At 36.8% G+C, this 14,790-nt stretch carries 18 protein-coding genes; 10 read left to right on the forward strand and 8 right to left on the reverse strand.

From position 1 onward, the window contains the following. Positions 1–166 precede the first annotated feature (166 nt). Both ABMA78_RS00005 and ABMA78_RS00010 read right to left on the reverse strand, forming a co-directional pair. On the reverse strand, positions 167–1,798 hold the full coding sequence (locus ABMA78_RS00005) for a recombinase family protein (protein ID WP_392855777.1): 1,632 nt from the start codon (positions 1,796–1,798) through the stop codon (positions 167–169). Positions 1,799–2,097: 299 nt separating this feature from the next. Further along, entirely contained in the window at positions 2,098–2,898 is an 801-nt protein-coding gene (locus ABMA78_RS00010; RefSeq protein WP_392855780.1) for a hypothetical protein, read from the reverse strand. 214 nt (positions 2,899–3,112) lie between these two features. On the opposite strand from ABMA78_RS00010, the gene ABMA78_RS00015 reads away from it, so the two are divergent. The 5 genes from ABMA78_RS00015 to ABMA78_RS00035 are packed head-to-tail and all read left to right on the forward strand — an operon-like array spanning position 3,113 to position 4,714. Beyond that, entirely contained in the window at positions 3,113–3,511 is a 399-nt protein-coding gene (locus tag ABMA78_RS00015; protein WP_392855783.1) for a MerR family transcriptional regulator, read from the forward strand. 7 nt (positions 3,512–3,518) lie between these two features. Then, positions 3,519–3,866: a mercuric transporter MerT family protein gene (locus ABMA78_RS00020; RefSeq protein WP_392855786.1), complete on the forward strand. Its 348-nt coding sequence runs from the start codon at positions 3,519–3,521 to the stop codon at positions 3,864–3,866. A gap of 7 nt (positions 3,867–3,873) precedes the next feature. Then, a complete protein-coding gene (locus ABMA78_RS00025; RefSeq protein ID WP_392855788.1) occupies positions 3,874–4,194 on the forward strand; it encodes a heavy-metal-associated domain-containing protein in 321 nt (106 codons plus the stop codon). 8 nt (positions 4,195–4,202) lie between these two features. Further along, positions 4,203–4,463 carry a hypothetical protein gene (locus tag ABMA78_RS00030; protein ID WP_392855791.1) on the forward strand — a complete coding sequence of 87 codons (261 nt, stop codon included), beginning with the start codon at positions 4,203–4,205 and terminating at the stop codon, positions 4,461–4,463. Further along, complete coding sequence (locus ABMA78_RS00035) at positions 4,460–4,714, forward strand: glutathione S-transferase N-terminal domain-containing protein (RefSeq protein ID WP_392855793.1); 255 nt, start codon at positions 4,460–4,462, stop codon at positions 4,712–4,714. Before ABMA78_RS00030 ends, ABMA78_RS00035 begins: the two co-directional genes overlap by 4 nt. Here the strand turns inward: ABMA78_RS00035 and ABMA78_RS00040 are convergent. Both ABMA78_RS00040 and ABMA78_RS00045 read right to left on the reverse strand, forming a co-directional pair. Continuing rightward, positions 4,703–4,852 (reverse strand): hypothetical protein, encoded by a 150-nt coding sequence (locus ABMA78_RS00040; RefSeq protein WP_392855795.1) that lies wholly within the window; start codon positions 4,850–4,852, stop codon positions 4,703–4,705. The two genes, ABMA78_RS00035 and ABMA78_RS00040, sit on opposite strands and share 12 nt — an antisense overlap. A 627-nt stretch (positions 4,853–5,479) precedes the next feature. Next, complete coding sequence (locus ABMA78_RS00045; protein ID WP_021266608.1) at positions 5,480–5,809, reverse strand: hypothetical protein; 330 nt, start codon at positions 5,807–5,809, stop codon at positions 5,480–5,482. A gap of 245 nt (positions 5,810–6,054) precedes the next feature. On the opposite strand from ABMA78_RS00045, the gene ABMA78_RS00050 reads away from it, so the two are divergent. The 3 genes from ABMA78_RS00050 (at position 6,055) to ABMA78_RS00060 (ending at position 7,608) form a co-directional block, all read left to right on the forward strand. Further along, positions 6,055–6,273 carry a hypothetical protein gene (locus ABMA78_RS00050; RefSeq protein WP_199177525.1) on the forward strand — a complete coding sequence of 73 codons (219 nt, stop codon included), beginning with the start codon at positions 6,055–6,057 and terminating at the stop codon, positions 6,271–6,273. 104 nt (positions 6,274–6,377) lie between these two features. After that, on the forward strand, positions 6,378–6,920 hold the full coding sequence (locus tag ABMA78_RS00055; protein ID WP_392855797.1) for a hypothetical protein: 543 nt from the start codon (positions 6,378–6,380) through the stop codon (positions 6,918–6,920). Next, complete coding sequence (locus tag ABMA78_RS00060) at positions 6,886–7,608, forward strand: Fic family protein (RefSeq protein ID WP_392855798.1); 723 nt, start codon at positions 6,886–6,888, stop codon at positions 7,606–7,608. The genes ABMA78_RS00055 and ABMA78_RS00060 overlap by 35 nt, the downstream gene beginning before the upstream one ends. Here ABMA78_RS00060 and mnmA read toward each other — a convergent pair. The 3 genes from mnmA to ABMA78_RS00075 are packed head-to-tail and all read right to left on the reverse strand — an operon-like array spanning position 7,597 to position 11,290. Further along, complete coding sequence (gene mnmA, locus ABMA78_RS00065) at positions 7,597–8,742, reverse strand: tRNA 2-thiouridine(34) synthase MnmA (RefSeq protein WP_392855801.1); 1,146 nt, start codon at positions 8,740–8,742, stop codon at positions 7,597–7,599. The genes ABMA78_RS00060 and mnmA overlap by 12 nt on opposite strands. A gap of 25 nt (positions 8,743–8,767) precedes the next feature. Continuing rightward, entirely contained in the window at positions 8,768–9,916 is a 1,149-nt protein-coding gene (locus ABMA78_RS00070; protein ID WP_392855802.1) for a M28 family metallopeptidase, read from the reverse strand. Continuing rightward, a complete protein-coding gene (locus ABMA78_RS00075) occupies positions 9,917–11,290 on the reverse strand; it encodes a hypothetical protein (RefSeq protein ID WP_392855803.1) in 1,374 nt (457 codons plus the stop codon). It lies immediately after the preceding gene. 161 nt (positions 11,291–11,451) lie between these two features. On the opposite strand from ABMA78_RS00075, the gene ABMA78_RS00080 reads away from it, so the two are divergent. Both ABMA78_RS00080 and ABMA78_RS00085 read left to right on the forward strand, forming a co-directional pair. Further along, entirely contained in the window at positions 11,452–12,627 is a 1,176-nt protein-coding gene (locus tag ABMA78_RS00080; protein WP_392855804.1) for a DNA cytosine methyltransferase, read from the forward strand. Beyond that, on the forward strand, positions 12,614–13,651 hold the full coding sequence (locus ABMA78_RS00085) for a Ppx/GppA phosphatase family protein (RefSeq protein ID WP_392855807.1): 1,038 nt from the start codon (positions 12,614–12,616) through the stop codon (positions 13,649–13,651). Before ABMA78_RS00080 ends, ABMA78_RS00085 begins: the two co-directional genes overlap by 14 nt. A 1-nt stretch (position 13,652) precedes the next feature. On the opposite strand, the gene ABMA78_RS00090 is transcribed toward ABMA78_RS00085, so the two are convergent. Then, positions 13,653–14,708, reverse strand: coding sequence for a methyltransferase domain-containing protein (locus ABMA78_RS00090; protein WP_392855808.1), 1,056 nt, complete (start codon positions 14,706–14,708; stop codon positions 13,653–13,655). Positions 14,709–14,790: the final 82 nt, after the last annotated feature.

Below are 14,790 nucleotides of genomic sequence, written 5' to 3' on the forward strand. Positions count from 1 at the left end.
GGCACCATTTCCAAAACAAATTCCAAATATCATTTTTTAATACATAACTTGCTTAGTTAAAAGCAAGCCGTAGGCGTGCTGGTTTTGGAGGCGTCAATTGCCACGATGGCAAATTGATGCCGAACAAATTCGAGGGGTCAGGAGACCCCGAAGAACAAGTCCAGTTCTAGGCACCACTTGTCAAGCTATTCGAACCATTAGAATAGTTTTTAAAAAAGCCAGACTTTGAGTCTGGCTTTTTTATTTTAAGGCCTAAATTTCTCTTATCCACGTTGTAATGAACTACAACAGAATCAACTCCGACCTCAATCTTATGAATTAATCTTTGAATGATCTTAGATTTAGTCGCTGATTTGGCATTAAGCCACAGCTCTCTTAAATCACTTATAAAGCTTTGATAATCATTAAGATTGACCAAAAAATCCATTTCTGGCACATCTGAGAGTCTATCAAGTAACTCTACAGCATCACTTTTTCTTTTTTCAAGATTTCCCATCTGTTTATAAATCGGAGTTGCAGAAACTTCTTTGGGAAGTTCTGAAAGTCTTTCAGCCAAGGCATCTATCTGAGAGTTAAATCCATAGATTTGGGCTTTTAAGGAATTAACTTCACTTACAGATGAACTTTCCTTAACTTTTGCTTTCAGTTTTTCAAAAAGTGCTCTAACAAACTTGTCTTGAAAAAGAATCGCTTCCACTTTCTCAGTTATAAGTGGCTCTAGCTTTTTGGCCAAAACTCGTTTTGGCTCACAATTAAAAATCTTTTTCGTAAGAGTAGAATTTCTTTTTGTAGCCCAAGAATGCTCATAATAACCAATTTTCCCACCATTTCCATGTGCTGATTTGCCACACATAGCATCCCCACAGGTTTTGCAAAAAGTAATACCTGAAAGTAGATAAGGGTATCTTTTCTTTGAGTGTGGTTTCTTTTTACTAAGATTCTTCTTTAATTTAACCTGCACTCGATTGAAAATGTCCTCATCAACTATTGGCTGCCAAACGGCATCAGTTTCACTATGAGTATCACCATCTTTAAAAACCTTAATTCCAATATAGGCCTTATTCACAAGAATTTTATGTAAGTTATCCACGCTAAAATGACCGAGGCGTTTAAACTTACCACCACCTTGTTTCCACCTGCGAATGGTATGACCTTGGTCGTTGAGATACTTTGCAGATTGAGATAGGCTCTCTTTTTCAAGGTAGGTCGAAAAGCAAAGCTTCACGAGTTCGGCCATTTCATGGTCTAGTTCAAGATAGCCTTTCTTTTCACCAAGCTTAAACCCTAAGGGGACACTACCGCCGTTATAAAGCCCGCGTTTAGCACGGGCCTTAATGTTAGCTGAAACTCTTTCACTCACTTGTCTACGCTCAAATTGAGCAATATTAGCAATAGTATAAAGAACCATTTCACCAGCAGCAGTAGTCGTATCAAAGTTTTCTCGTAGGGAATAAAAGCCACAGCTATGCTTTTTCATCAGCTCCCAAATTTCAGAAAAGTCCTTCATATTTCTTGAAATACGAGAGATTTCGCTGACCATAACCAGATCAATTTTTCCCTGACTAATTTCAAAAAGCATCTTTTGAAGTTCAGGTCTATTGGTATCTTTTCCAGATTTAGCTCGATCAATGTAAATTGAAATGACCTCGCCAAAATTTCCTGATAAGTTTTTAAACTTCACAGCTTCAAGCAAACGTTCCTTTTGATTCTTGATGGAACCTTCTAAATTTTTTGCCTGTTCTTCGGTTGATACACGAATATAAAAACATATCTTATGCGACATGATTTCCTCCTTCATTACAGTCGGAGGAATAGAGATCGTTTGGAGACGACTTTATATTGACTAAGTCATCATAAATAATGCTGACTACTTCATCAAGTATTAATTGGTATTCCTCTTGTTTTATTAGGTGTTCTTTTAAATATACTTCGGTGCCTTCCCATTTTTTCCTTCCTGTAACTCTCTTAGACAGAGAAATTATCCCTTATTTTAAAAATCATCTATACCCCACTTTTAACTCAATTTGTTGGCTATCAATTACTATATTTTCAGATACTTGTAGAAAAATGCCCCATCTACGAGAGATAGCTGAGTGGTTAGGCAATTTTCTTTCTTTTAAGCTCAAGTTCATAACCTCCTCTGTCCTTTAAGGTTAAATTTTCAAGATCAATTTTGTCCGAATTGAGTTTAAAAAAGAAAAATTTAGGATTTTTGTTTGGATATTCTTTCTCTTCCTCTTCGATAATAGTTTTTTTGATCCAGTCCTTTTGATAAAAGAAAAAAACAGCGTTTATATAATCTGGGTAATAATAATTATGAACAAGCTCTCTGTATTTATTCTTTGATGCCGCAGAATTTTCGTATTCTATGACAACATTAAATCTTTGGTCGCCTAGCTTCAATTTTAGAAAAGCATCAGAGTTATTTTCAATTACATCAGGGAGGCCAAAATTATCACCAAAGATGCACTGAAGTTCATTTTCGGGATAATAAAAAAGACAGTTTTTAGTCCTCTTCAGACATTCTCCAATTTCAACAAGAACTAGGTCATGGATTACTGAATTACTTTCAAGTTGCTTTCTATGTAACTCAAGACCTTCATTCTCCTGCAAAATGGTCAAAGCCTTCTTTGTAATCGAGAAATATCTTTGTACTTTTTTCTGAAAAACTATGGCCTGAACTTTAACAAGACCTTCGCTTTGAAATTTTCTAAGACGCTTTCTTACGTTGCCAATATCGGTCTCTTCTTTAAATGGATAACGCCATATTTGCTCAACCGTCATAACTTTGTAATTTAATAAATAGCGAAATGTGAGCATATCTCTGGCTGTTAACAATAATTTGGGTGGCCATTTCATAAATCTCCTTTGGTTAATGGTTGGAGATAGGTATTTCATATTGTATACCAACTTGCTTCTCTTCCCTCAGAATGATAATTCAGTTAGTTAAAGCCATTTTGCTAAAAATAAATATTGCATAAAATATCGCAGAAAAAGAAAAATATTGCATTGTTGCGATATTAAATTATTTAACTTGTTGATTTTTTTACATTTAAAAAACTCTTGAGTCTGGACTATACTCTATGGTTTATAATGAATTATGGAGTTAGTGATGAAGAATCTACTTAAAATTGGTGAACTATCTAAGGAGTCAGGAGTTTCTATAGACACAATACGTTTCTATGAAGAGAAAGGCTTGGTCAATCCGACTAATAGAAGTGAAAAAGGTTATCGTTATTATGATTCATATACTTCAAGTGTATTGCAGTTCATAGTAACCTCAAAGGAGCTTGGTTTTACGTTAAATGAAATTAAAGACCTTATTAATATTAAAATAAATAAAAATGGGAAATGCTCACTCGCATTGAATAAAATTAAAGAAAAAGAACTTGATATTGATAGAAAAATTACTGAGTTAAAGAAAATTAAGAGTGCATTGAAAAAGGTTTCTAAAAAGTGTGAATCTTCTAAGAATGATTCAATTTGTCACTTCTTAGAGCTATTAGGATGAATGGTTTATGGAAAACAAGGCTCAAAAAGCAACATTGATTAGTGGTATATTTACATCAATTGCAGCGGTTTCTTGCTGTATTGGCCCAGTTCTTTTTGCTGTATTGGGAGTCTCAAGTGCTGGCGCTTTGTCAAAAATGGAGCCCTATCGTCCATACTTAACAATTATAACAATCATTTTACTCGGGGCTGCTTTTTATTTTACTTATCGAAAGAAAAATACCGAAGAATGTGATTCAGATTCTTATTGTGCGAATCCAAAAGCAGATAAGTGGAATAAAATTATTCTGTGGAGTGCCACAGCCTTAATCTTGGGATTTTTAACGTTTCCATATTGGAGCATATATTTAATTTAGGATTCTTATGAAGAAAATAATATTATTACTTACTTTTTTGATTTCAGTCTCAATTCAAGCTGATAATACCGTTACCAAAGACTACTATGTTAAAGGAATGACTTGTGGTGGTTGTATTTTGGGCGTTAAAGTTGCCTTAAAGAAAGCTGAGGGAGTTCAGTTCTTAGATCAAAATGTATCTGTGGGTATTGCTCGTATTAAGTTTAATGAAAAGCAATACAACGGAGAGGAAACTGACTGCAACGCAAGCAGGGCAATCGAAAAATATACCGAATACAAAGTGTTTCTCGATAAGGCTCATAAAAAATTAGCCTGTAATCAATTGTAGAGGTTTTAATGGGGTGTTGTGACAAAAAACAAAAAATTAACAATGAAATCAATGGTGGTTTAGATGGATTGATTTGTTATTGCTTCAAACACTCGAAACAGTCTCTGTATGATGCTATTCAGTCCAATAATGAGCAAGAAATTGTTAATGACATTAAAAAGAAAATGAAAGACCCAGGTTGCTTTTGTGAAACATCAAATCCATCAGGAAAATGTTGTATGGCCGATGTCATAGGCTTTATAAAGTATCATAAGGGAGGTTCATTATGAGAAGTATCAAATTTATATATTTTGATGGTTGCCCAAATGCTCAGAAAATTATGAATATTCTCTCAGAGCTAAACATTGATTTTGAAAAAATTGAGCAAACATCACTGACAGATGGAAACCAATTTAAAAATTATTCTTCTCCAACTGTCATTGTTGATGAGGAGATTATTTTTGGTTCTCAAGCAGATGGCGGAGGCTGTTCTTTAAATTTGCCTACAACTGAATTCTTTAAGAGCAAATTACTTGGTTAATTCTTGTGTGAATTTCTCAAGTGATGGCAATCCCTTATAAACCTTCAATATTGCCGTCTTTTTCACAACGTAAGCAAATTCATCTCCAAATCCAAAGAAAAATATAGCCGAGATCAAAATAGCGATAACTTTAGTCATAATCGTCCCTCCTTTTTAAGCCTGCCTAAATACCAAGTGATAGTGTTGGCGGGCCTTGAAAAGTGCTCAGAAAGTTGTTTTCTGTTGTAATTTTGCACTGTTTTTAAGTATACAAGCTCATTGAGGTCAATTTGAGGTCGTCTCCAAACAATCTCGTATTCCTCTGATATTGCGCTTGGTTCGACCATTGTCGTATGGAGGGCACCATTTCCAAAACAAATTCCAATTATCATTTTTTAATACATAACTTGCTTAGTTAAAAGCAAGCCGTAGGCGTGCTGGTTTTGGAGGCGTCAATTGCCACGATGGCAAATTGATGCCGAACAAATTCGAGGGGTCAGGAGACCCCGAAGAACAAGTCCAGTTCTAGGCACCATTTCCAAAACAAATTCCAATTATCATTTTTTAATACATAACTTGCTTAGTTAAAAGCAAGCCGTAGGCGTGCTGGTTTTGGAGGCGTCAATTGCCACGATGGCAAATTGATGCCGAACAAATTCGAGTCAGCAGGAGCTGACGAAGAACAAGTCCAGTGCATACCACGAAGTGAGTTACGAGGCAGGAGCCGAGAGCCGGCCAAGTCCTGCGCGTACCTATCAACTAACCGAAAGCCGCACCTTCTTCTATTTAAACTTTTCTTTTAGCAGTCCCAATATCATCAAGATAGAACTTAAGTCTTTGCTCAATTTCTTCAAGGGCCGCAAGGCGAATTTCGATGGCCGTATTACATGAGCGGCGAGTTTTGATTGATTCGATTCCCTCTTTAGAAGGGATATTCATAACTGGTCTTTTTTCTTTTTCTTGTTCTAAGGCCACCTGTTCTTCAAATTCTTCAATAAGCTTATTTAGAGGTGTCGGTGCCTTAGCAGTACGATCTTCTACAGGAAAATGCTTTGATGCTGGAAACATCACTAGAACATCGTTTTCTGATTTTGTGTTTGATTCAATTTGTTTCATTAATTTCAATTCCTCATAATAAGCTTTTATAGCGTTCAATTGTCGTCGCTATTTATAAAGCATAACCTAGGCCAAGATTTTTTGGGATAACCCATGTAAATTTGGAAGGTTACAAAAGTTGAACGTCAATTATTTGGTCAGGCAAGCTGTTCATTAGACAAATTTTTCTCGCAATATCAAACACTTAGTCACATTTTATTTAGTTCCTAACTTGCGAGATATCATGAGCGTGGTACAATATTGGAGTGAAAAGAATCAACTGTATGCAATGCAAATATTATTTTAGTACTTGGGACAAGGATGCTCCTCGCGGATGTCGTAAATTTAATATGAAATCCACAAATATGCCTTACATCCTCGTTCGCCAATCAAGTGGTTCGGATTGCAGCTTCTTTGAACAAAAAGAACACTTAAAGAAGAAAAAGAGTAAATTAGACGATCTTAATGACCCGAGCCTGTGGTAATCGATATATATCAAATTAGTATAAGAACTATTCCATAATACTATTTCTAATATAAATAAAAACATCATATATAAGCCTCATCAATCAAGTATGTGAGGTGCAAAATGAAAAAAGAGATCCTATTAACGTCATTAATTATGATGAACCCTGTAGCAAACCTACAAGCAAAAGAGATTACTGAAGTCAGAACACAAATGCTTTCAAGTTATGAAACCCTGGCCAATTTATCATTTGAATCTAATAGGTCTTTCGATGGCCACTATTGGACATATAATGATGAACTAAATGATGCCACTAAACACTATCGTAAATTCAAATGGGCAATCGAGATTAGAGACAATAGTGATGAAACGATGACTCATACTGATAATGAATTAAAAATGGAGTATTTCTTGGTTCTTCATAAAGTATTTGAAGATGGATATATTGTGAGTTCTGAAAGTGAATTCCGTGTTGATCGTTTAACAAGTAAAAGGTTCAAGCTATATAACTGTGATTCATCACTTAATTGCCAAAGTGATTACGCCAATACAGAAATGATTCTTGAGAATATCGGAGATGAGAAAGTTCTTCTCATTAAGAATCTTAAGTATGTATTTTCACAAGATGATTATGAAGATGTTTTCTTCATTCAAACTAAGAAATAGAAAGAAATTTGTGAATTCAAAAGAAGTTCTAGAATATTTGTTAACTCCCCTTGATCAATCTCAAGGGGATGTTTTTAAAGAAGTAATTCGTGAGATCGAGCAATTAGAGATTCGTTTAATAGCATCGACGAGTCCTAATTGGGCCAAGCTTGCTAAATCTCGCCTGCTCTCTTCTAACACTGCTTCAAGAGCAATTGATGATAGCTTAGCAAGATGGGATGAGGCCAATCGTTACATCAGCGAATGTATACAAGATGAAAAGAAGCTTAGCTTTGAGATCATCACGAAAATTAACTCCATCTACAATGCTAAGAATTCGAAAATCAGAGAAACTCCTATCTACGGGGGTGGTATTGAGTTCATAAGGCCACAATATCTAGAGGAAGCAAAAGTGCTCCTTATAGATAAACTCTTAAGTGATGTCGATATGTGCTTTTATGAGAAGGCCTTTCACCTGTATCAATGGATCGTAAGTCTTCATTTCTTTGATAATGGAAATGGCCGAACTTCAAGATTATGCGCTGATTATATTCTCATGCAAAACGGAAAACTTCCTATATGCTTCCAGTCGAGCGTACGTTCTCATGTGGCGCAAATGCTTGAGGATAGAATGGTGAACAAAGAAGATAAATATCTTAGTTTCTTAAAAGCAATAAAGCGAAGCTATGAAATTGTCTTAGAGATTTGAGTCTGGCAGCTCAATACCTTGTTCATAATAAGTTGGCCCAGCTTCTTTAATCATTCCACCGCCAAGACACACTTCCTCACCTTCTATATTAGTATAGAAGACAATCGATTGGCGTTTTGCAATAGCACGCTGAGGAGTATCAAAGTCAACTCTTACAAAGTCTTCAGAAACTTCAGTGATTGTGCACTCTTGATCTTTTTGACGATAGCGAATCTTGGCCTTTAGCTTCATTCCCACTTGTGGCCTAAATTCTTCATCAACCCATGAGAGATCAGTGGCCGTTAGGTAGTCAGCGTATAAAGCACCATGTTTTTCGCCGCGCTCAACGATAACAACATTACGTTCAGTATCTTTACCAACAACAAACCAAGGCTCACCTGGGCCTCCAAGGCCTAGGCCCTTTCTTTGGCCAATCGTATAGAAGGCACTACCGCTATGGCGGCCAACTTTGGTACCATCAAGAAGTTCGAAATCCCCTTCTTTGATATGAATATAATTTGATAGGAAGTTTTTGAAATTTCTCTCACCAATAAAACAGATTCCAGTTGAGTCCTTCTTATCGTGAGTAATTAGATCATACTTCTTTGCAATCTCTCTTACTTGCGGCTTTTCAATGGCACCGACAGGAAAGAGAACTTTATCAAGAACTTTTGATTTGATTGTATATAGGAAGTAAGTTTGATCCTTATTATTATCAAGGCCTTTGATAAGCTTTGATTTTCCATCAATTTTTTTTGTCTGGCAGTAGTGTCCTGTTGCAAGATAATCTGCACCAAGTTCCATGGCCTTATTAAAGAAGACCTTAAATTTGATTTCACGATTACAAAGAATGTCTGGATTAGGAGTAAAACCTTGTTCGTATTCTTCAAGGAAATTTGCAAAGACGTTATCACGGTACTCTTTAACAAAGTCCACAGAATAGTATGGGATATCAAGCTTTTCACATACGGCCACAACATCTTCAAATTCAAGCGATGCCTTACAATTTCCGTTTTCGTCTTGTTCTTCCCAATTTTTCATGAACATGCCAATGACGTTATAGCCCTGCTCTTTTAATAGAGCAGCACACACAGAAGAATCCACTCCTCCGCTCATTCCGACAATGACTGTTTTTCCGTTACCTACATTTTCCATGAGCCTTATTTAGCACATTTACGTACTAGAGGTCTAGTGCCCATGAAGCAATGGACATGGCAATATTATTGGTGGCGTGATGTAAAGTCTTAATATTGAGTGAGTTCACATGGTCCGCAGGAGTGTGGATGCGAGCTGCATTTGAATCACTCTCCCAATTCTGAGTAAAGACAACACTTGGGATATTAAACTTTTGAAATGACGTATTATCGCCATAGACAAAATCATAAGGACTTACCTTGAATTCCACTCGAAATGTTCCCTCTGATGACTTCGCGTAAAATCGTTGTGCGATAGATTTTTCGGCCTTATGAAGGCCAGAGCTTGCAGGAGAATAGTAGAGCTTCATATTTCCAAGCTGCTGCTCCTTATCTTGAGTCATTGTATCGTAACCAAGCATAACGAGTTCAACATAAGAATAGACGCGAATTCCATTTTCTAGATTAAGGTTCTTTACATAATCATATGAACCTAAGAAACCATTTTCACCATAATCAAAAAAGACCACGCGAACAGTTTTTTCAAGATCAAGTTCTGCAAGGATATTAATTAAGCTTAAGGCGGCAACAACCCCTGAGGCATTATTGTCTGCACCAGGTTGGCGTCCTTTATTGACGACCTTAAAATTCTTTAAGTCATAAGCTGCGGTATCGTAATGAGCACCGACAACGATGACCTCATTTGGATTCTTTATCCCCTTCTTTTCCCAGACGATATTGTAACCATTTGTGGACTTGAGTCCATCGACTAGTTGAATCCTCTCATTAGTAAGCCTTTGCCACTTCTTTAAATTGGCAGCACTCAATTTATCTTTTGATGCGGCCAAGTCCTTCCTAAAAAGTTCTTTTGCATATTCAATATCTGGAACGAATTTAACAGTTTTAAGAGAAGTATTATTTTTTCGTACATTACTTTCGATATAGCTAACAATATAATCCTGTGCCGTTTTGTGTCCACTTGTGCCCACGAAACGATTAGGCCTTGTTTCCTTAACAAAGCTATTGATAAGGGCCCCTATATCTTTTTCAGAATTCTTTGAAACAGCATAATAAAGAGAGCGTAACTTCTTTGGCGATCTCTTACTTTTAGAAAGTTTATATGTGTCTTTAAAATTTTTAAATTCTTTAGCTGTCACAGAAAGTGACATTGATAATGCGATAATTAAATACTTCATTTAAAACCCTAGTTCTCTTTTCTTTGGACGAGATTGTGCTTCTTCGTTTTCTTCTTTTTGTTTCTTATTTAGTGGTAGACGGTAGAATTCACCTTCGATGAATTGCCCTGTTTGAAAAATTTTGGCATGGCCAATGACTTTAGCACTCGGCCCATTCTTTGTTAGGAAGACGAAATGATCACCTCTAAAGTGGACCCCAGAGGCCTTGTCATCAAGATCGAAATAGATATTGCCATTATTTAAAAGATAAAGATTTCCCTTATAAGCATCACCTGTTGAACTAATACGACAGTAACACTCTACCGGCTTTGAAGTGTCCACAACTTCGTAATTGACAAAGTGATTTCCAACAATTCGCTCAAATGTTAATTCTTTTGCCTTTGCGACGTAGATAAAACCGCGAGACATATTAATTGACACAATTTTGCTATCAGGAACCTTCGGTTTGTTATCGAAAGTCTTATACTGCATTTGCCCCAAATAATATTGGTGCTGGCCTTTATGCTCACCGACAACACTGTCATCGTCATGAAGATAGATTGTATTTTCCTTGATAAAGCCTGGTGCAATATAGCGATCAGTTAATTCTATGATTTCTTCGCTTGCATAGGCCTGGGCCCTTAGGCTCGCCTTCTTATCATGTTCGGCCCGACTAATCGTTTTAGAATCAACAAGCTGTCCGATTTTATCAACTTCAGAAGTTTTTAAATCGGCCAAGGGTAGAATTAGATGTGACATTATTTCATCATTCGCTTGAATCAATAAGTGACAGTCGTTTTTAATCGGATCATTTGGTGCACTTAAAACAAAGCGGTTTTGAACAGGGATAACCTTACAGTAATGGCCCGTTGCAATCTTTGTGGCCTTTAAAACAGCAAGCTTTGAATAGAGGGTTTCCAGAACAAGCGTTGCCTTATCAATTGTTGGGTTGGCCCAGACACCTGCAACACGACTTTCAAGTAATTTTGAAATAACTCTTTCCTCAAAAGCGCTAGAAGCACTTGTCACGTAGAAAGGAATGCCGATTAAGCGACAAATATCGCGAATTTTCTCTTCTGATTCACTGGCCCATGGTGCAAAAATATTATTTATTTTTTTTAGCCACGTGATCTTTTCAAAATGCCTATAGGCTTCAAGTTGTTCTTCATCACCACGAAGTTCTTCAGGTAGTTGCCCTTCAGGAGTTAATTTCGCTTTAAATTGCTCCACTAGTGATTCGTCTTCACTCGTTATACGCTCAAAAAATGAGATATTTACGCCAATACATTCGTGTCCCTGCTTCTTTAAAAGCAGTGCAGTAACGGCCGAGTCAATACCGCCATCTATACCGACGATAATCCTCTCTTTCTTCATTTCTTTCTTAGCGAATTGCATAATTAAATTATAAGTGATTTTGAAAATTTAAACAGGGTAAATTTAATTTTATCGATAACTTTATCCCACTAAAAGCCTCATATATTCATTGACATAACTCAACGCAAAATCAGATAATATTCATTCACGACGCAATAACACACGAGGACACAACACAGATTATGAAAACGAGTAAGGGTAATAGTAAAAGAAGCAAGAAGCTAAAATTTATTGATATCTTTTCAGGCGCAGGGGGATTCTCTTGTGGACTTGAGATGGCAGGCTTTGAATGTGTCATGGGAATTGACTTTAACAAGCATGCGATGGATACATTTGCACTTAATCACAAAAAAGCTTTCCCATATTGTGGTGATATCTCAAAGCTTACGAATAAGAAAATTAAAGAAGTCCTTGGTGATACTGAAGTTAACCTAGTTGTTGGAGGCCCTCCATGCCAAGGTTTTTCAACAGTAGGTCCAGGAAACCCTGATGATATTAGAAATAAGTTATTCCTTGAGTTCGTAAGAGTCGTTAAGCTTACAAACCCTGAGTTTGTCGTTATTGAAAACGTAACAGGTCTTCTTGCAAAGAAGAACGAGGCCACTCTTAAGGCAATCTTTAAGAAATTCAACTCTCTAGGTTACAACCTTGATGTAAAGGTCATGAGCTCACAAAATTATGGTGTACCAGAAAAGAGACGCCGTACAATTTTCATTGGTAGCCGCATTAATGAGAAAGTTGAATTTCCAAAAATTACACACGATACAATTATTGCAAAAACTTTTCGTCCACCAGTAACTGTTGGTGAGGCCCTAAGTGATATTGAAACAAAGAAAGGTGAAATTTTAAATCACGATCTTGATAGTGCAAAAATTAAGTCTAAACTAGATCTAAAACGTATTAAGCGTATTCCAGAAGGAAAAGGCATTCGTTACGAAAAAGATGAGAAGATGTACCTTACGCCATCTTTAAAACTAGGCGTCGACTGGAAGACAATGCGAGAAGGTCGCTTTAGACAAACAAAGTATCAGAGACTTGATTCAAAGAGTGTATCTCCGACAATCATGACTCACCGTCATAGCTACTACCACCCTACAGAGCATCGCTACCTTACTCAAAGAGAAGCAGCAAAGATTCAAAGTTTTCCAAATCACTTTGAATTCTGTGGGCCAATCTCTGCTCAGTGGAGACAAATTGGTAATGCCGTTCCACCACTTATGGGGAAGGCCATTGGTAGCGCAATTAAGAAAATGCACAATGCCTACCTAAAAACAGCAGTAGACGGTAAGGTAAAAAAGAAAACAAAAGTTAAGTCAATAATTGATGATGTCCGAGGAGGAGCATTTGTCTATCGCTAGAATCTCGACATTATTTTTACTTCTACTAAGCCTTTCTTGTGCAAGTCATACAGAGTCAGTAAAACTTGAAACAACAAGTTGTCACACAAAGAGAGCGGCCATCGATCTAGGCTCAGGTTCGACTAAGTTAGTTGTCGGACTGGTTGATACATGTCGCGGTATGGTTGAGGGAATTCTTTTTGAGGCGCAAAGAGCTGTTCCTCTTAAAGATCAATTACAAGCTTCAGATGACAATGAATTTAATGAAGAAATGCAAAATCGTCTTAGAGATGTTTTTGACGAATTCAAATACCTAGCAAAGAACGAAGGTGCAAATGATATTAGAGCTGTGGCCACATCTGCATTTCGTACGGCAGATAATGGTGGTGACGTAGCTGATCTATTAAAAGAGCAAACGGGAGTTGACCTTGAAATTATCTCTCAAGAGCAAGAGGCCAAGTTTGCATATTCGGCAGCACTTTCAAAACTTAAGTCAATGAATGTTTCTCAAAAACCACCTATTGCAATTTGGGATATCGGTGGTGGAAGTATGCAAATAACTAAGCCAGTTGATGCAAAAGGTGAAAAGACACAAGTTGCGCTTTTAAAAGTAGCATCAGTTACTTTTAAAAACCTTGTACTTAAAGAGTTTTATCCAAAAGGAACGAAGACACCAAATCCACTAAAAGAAGAACGTGCCCTTAAGGCGATGGACCTTGCAAGAATTACGGCAAAAGACCAACTTAGCGAATTTGGAAATTTAAAAGATTATCAAGTTTACGGCGTTGGTGGTGTTCACTACTTCAGTATTGGTGGACAATTTAAAAAAGCAAATCGCGTCTACAACCAATCAACACTACTAGCAAAGCTTCTTGAAAGAGCAAAGCTTACTGACAAAGAAATTAATAGTAAGTATGCATCAACTGATGTGACAAATATGGCCCTTGTTCTAGGCTTCATGCAAACACTTAAGGTTGATGAAGTTAAGCCTATCAAAGTAAATATGGCCCACGGGCTTCTGATCAATCCAGCTTTCTGGAACTAGATTAATTAGTTTTAAAGATACAAAGGTTACCTTCATCGACAACAGTCGGTGAGGGCCAGCCATTTTCCTCGGCCATGCTACTTAGCCAAATATTCGCGTTTCCCTTTGTCACAATAGTCACTTCTTTATGACGACTTATCTCTAGGATTTGCTCTAAAATATATCCATATGTTTCTTTAGAGAATGGATCATAAAGATAGTAAATATCAGCAATAGGAATTGAAAAAGACTTAAGTGAAAGGTCTTGAACTTTAAAAACTAAATTATCTTCTAAGCCTAACTCCTCACAAGCATTATTAGAAACTTCAACACGGTGAGGAACATATTCATATCCGACAAAGTCAAGATCTGGCCTCATAAGAGAGCAAACTAGGCCTACGCGTCCATAACCAGAGCCAAGGTCTACAATAGAGCTGCCCTTAGCGGCGTCAATTTGATCAAGGGCCAGTAATATCGTGGAATAACCTGACTGAACACCAATGCCGGCCCTTTGATAGAGTCGCTCTTTTGTTTCATGGTCATATTCCATTTCTTGATCCAGTTTATAATTGAGATCGAAAATATCATCCAGATTATCAAAAGTTCGATAAAGATTTGGCCCTTGGTGGCCCATCTCCTGATTACGCCCCTCTTGATCTTTTTCTTCTTTGATAAAGAAATCACTCATTGTATTTAAAGAGTGAATAAGAAATTCTTTCTGATCTGATCCAGCTTTATCAATGATTGACTCTAAGATCTTAGCTTCAATATTTTTAGAGCGCTTCTTTATATCTTTTAATTTACTTGGCCCACTTTCAACAAGGAATTCACTAAGGAATGAGACGGCCTCTAATTCATCATCAAAAAGTGGCGTTATGAAATTCTTATAAGAAGTCACTTGCCCATTTTTCTTATCTTCTTGTTTTTGCAACCAGAGCTCATCTTTAAGAAAGTCCATAACTGTCACTAAGAAAGCAGAGTTTGTGTAGAGAGATGCAAGTTGTATAGGTGAAAACTCAGTCGTGTCACCTTTCTTACCTTCTAGTAAATTTAAGAACATTAATTCAGATATACTCATCTCGCCTCCATGGTGTTTAACTAAAACGATCATGGTTGCAAAGCATGAGCCTCTTAAAGTATTTAGATCATAGCTTTATAAT

Origin of the sequence: Halobacteriovorax sp. RZ-2 (assembly GCF_043196685.1) — a bacterium.
Classification (GTDB): domain Bacteria; phylum Bdellovibrionota; class Bacteriovoracia; order Bacteriovoracales; family Bacteriovoracaceae; genus Halobacteriovorax_A.

What these genes read in the sequence shown, in the direction of transcription:
- ABMA78_RS00005 (WP_392855777.1), bottom strand. Translation starts at nt 1,798, where the DNA reads ATGAAGGAGGAAATCATGTCGCATAAGATATGTTTTTATATTCGTGTA.
- ABMA78_RS00025 (WP_392855788.1), top strand. Translation starts at nt 3,874, where the DNA reads ATGAAGAAAATAATATTATTACTTACTTTTTTGATTTCAGTCTCAATT.
- ABMA78_RS00055 (WP_392855797.1), top strand. Translation starts at nt 6,378, where the DNA reads ATGAAAAAAGAGATCCTATTAACGTCATTAATTATGATGAACCCTGTA.
- mnmA (WP_392855801.1), bottom strand. Translation starts at nt 8,742, where the DNA reads ATGGAAAATGTAGGTAACGGAAAAACAGTCATTGTCGGAATGAGCGGA.
- ABMA78_RS00090 (WP_392855808.1), bottom strand. Translation starts at nt 14,708, where the DNA reads ATGAGTATATCTGAATTAATGTTCTTAAATTTACTAGAAGGTAAGAAA.
- ABMA78_RS00010 (WP_392855780.1), bottom strand. Translation starts at nt 2,898, where the DNA reads ATGAAATACCTATCTCCAACCATTAACCAAAGGAGATTTATGAAATGG.
- ABMA78_RS00070 (WP_392855802.1), bottom strand. Translation starts at nt 9,916, where the DNA reads ATGAAGTATTTAATTATCGCATTATCAATGTCACTTTCTGTGACAGCT.
- ABMA78_RS00060 (WP_392855798.1), top strand. Translation starts at nt 6,886, where the DNA reads ATGAAGATGTTTTCTTCATTCAAACTAAGAAATAGAAAGAAATTTGTG.
- ABMA78_RS00035 (WP_392855793.1), top strand. Translation starts at nt 4,460, where the DNA reads ATGAGAAGTATCAAATTTATATATTTTGATGGTTGCCCAAATGCTCAG.
- ABMA78_RS00075 (WP_392855803.1), bottom strand. Translation starts at nt 11,290, where the DNA reads ATGCAATTCGCTAAGAAAGAAATGAAGAAAGAGAGGATTATCGTCGGT.
- ABMA78_RS00030 (WP_392855791.1), top strand. Translation starts at nt 4,203, where the DNA reads ATGGGGTGTTGTGACAAAAAACAAAAAATTAACAATGAAATCAATGGT.
- ABMA78_RS00015 (WP_392855783.1), top strand. Translation starts at nt 3,113, where the DNA reads ATGAAGAATCTACTTAAAATTGGTGAACTATCTAAGGAGTCAGGAGTT.
- ABMA78_RS00040 (WP_392855795.1), bottom strand. Translation starts at nt 4,852, where the DNA reads ATGACTAAAGTTATCGCTATTTTGATCTCGGCTATATTTTTCTTTGGA.
- ABMA78_RS00045 (WP_021266608.1), bottom strand. Translation starts at nt 5,809, where the DNA reads ATGAAACAAATTGAATCAAACACAAAATCAGAAAACGATGTTCTAGTG.
- ABMA78_RS00080 (WP_392855804.1), top strand. Translation starts at nt 11,452, where the DNA reads ATGAAAACGAGTAAGGGTAATAGTAAAAGAAGCAAGAAGCTAAAATTT.
- ABMA78_RS00020 (WP_392855786.1), top strand. Translation starts at nt 3,519, where the DNA reads ATGGAAAACAAGGCTCAAAAAGCAACATTGATTAGTGGTATATTTACA.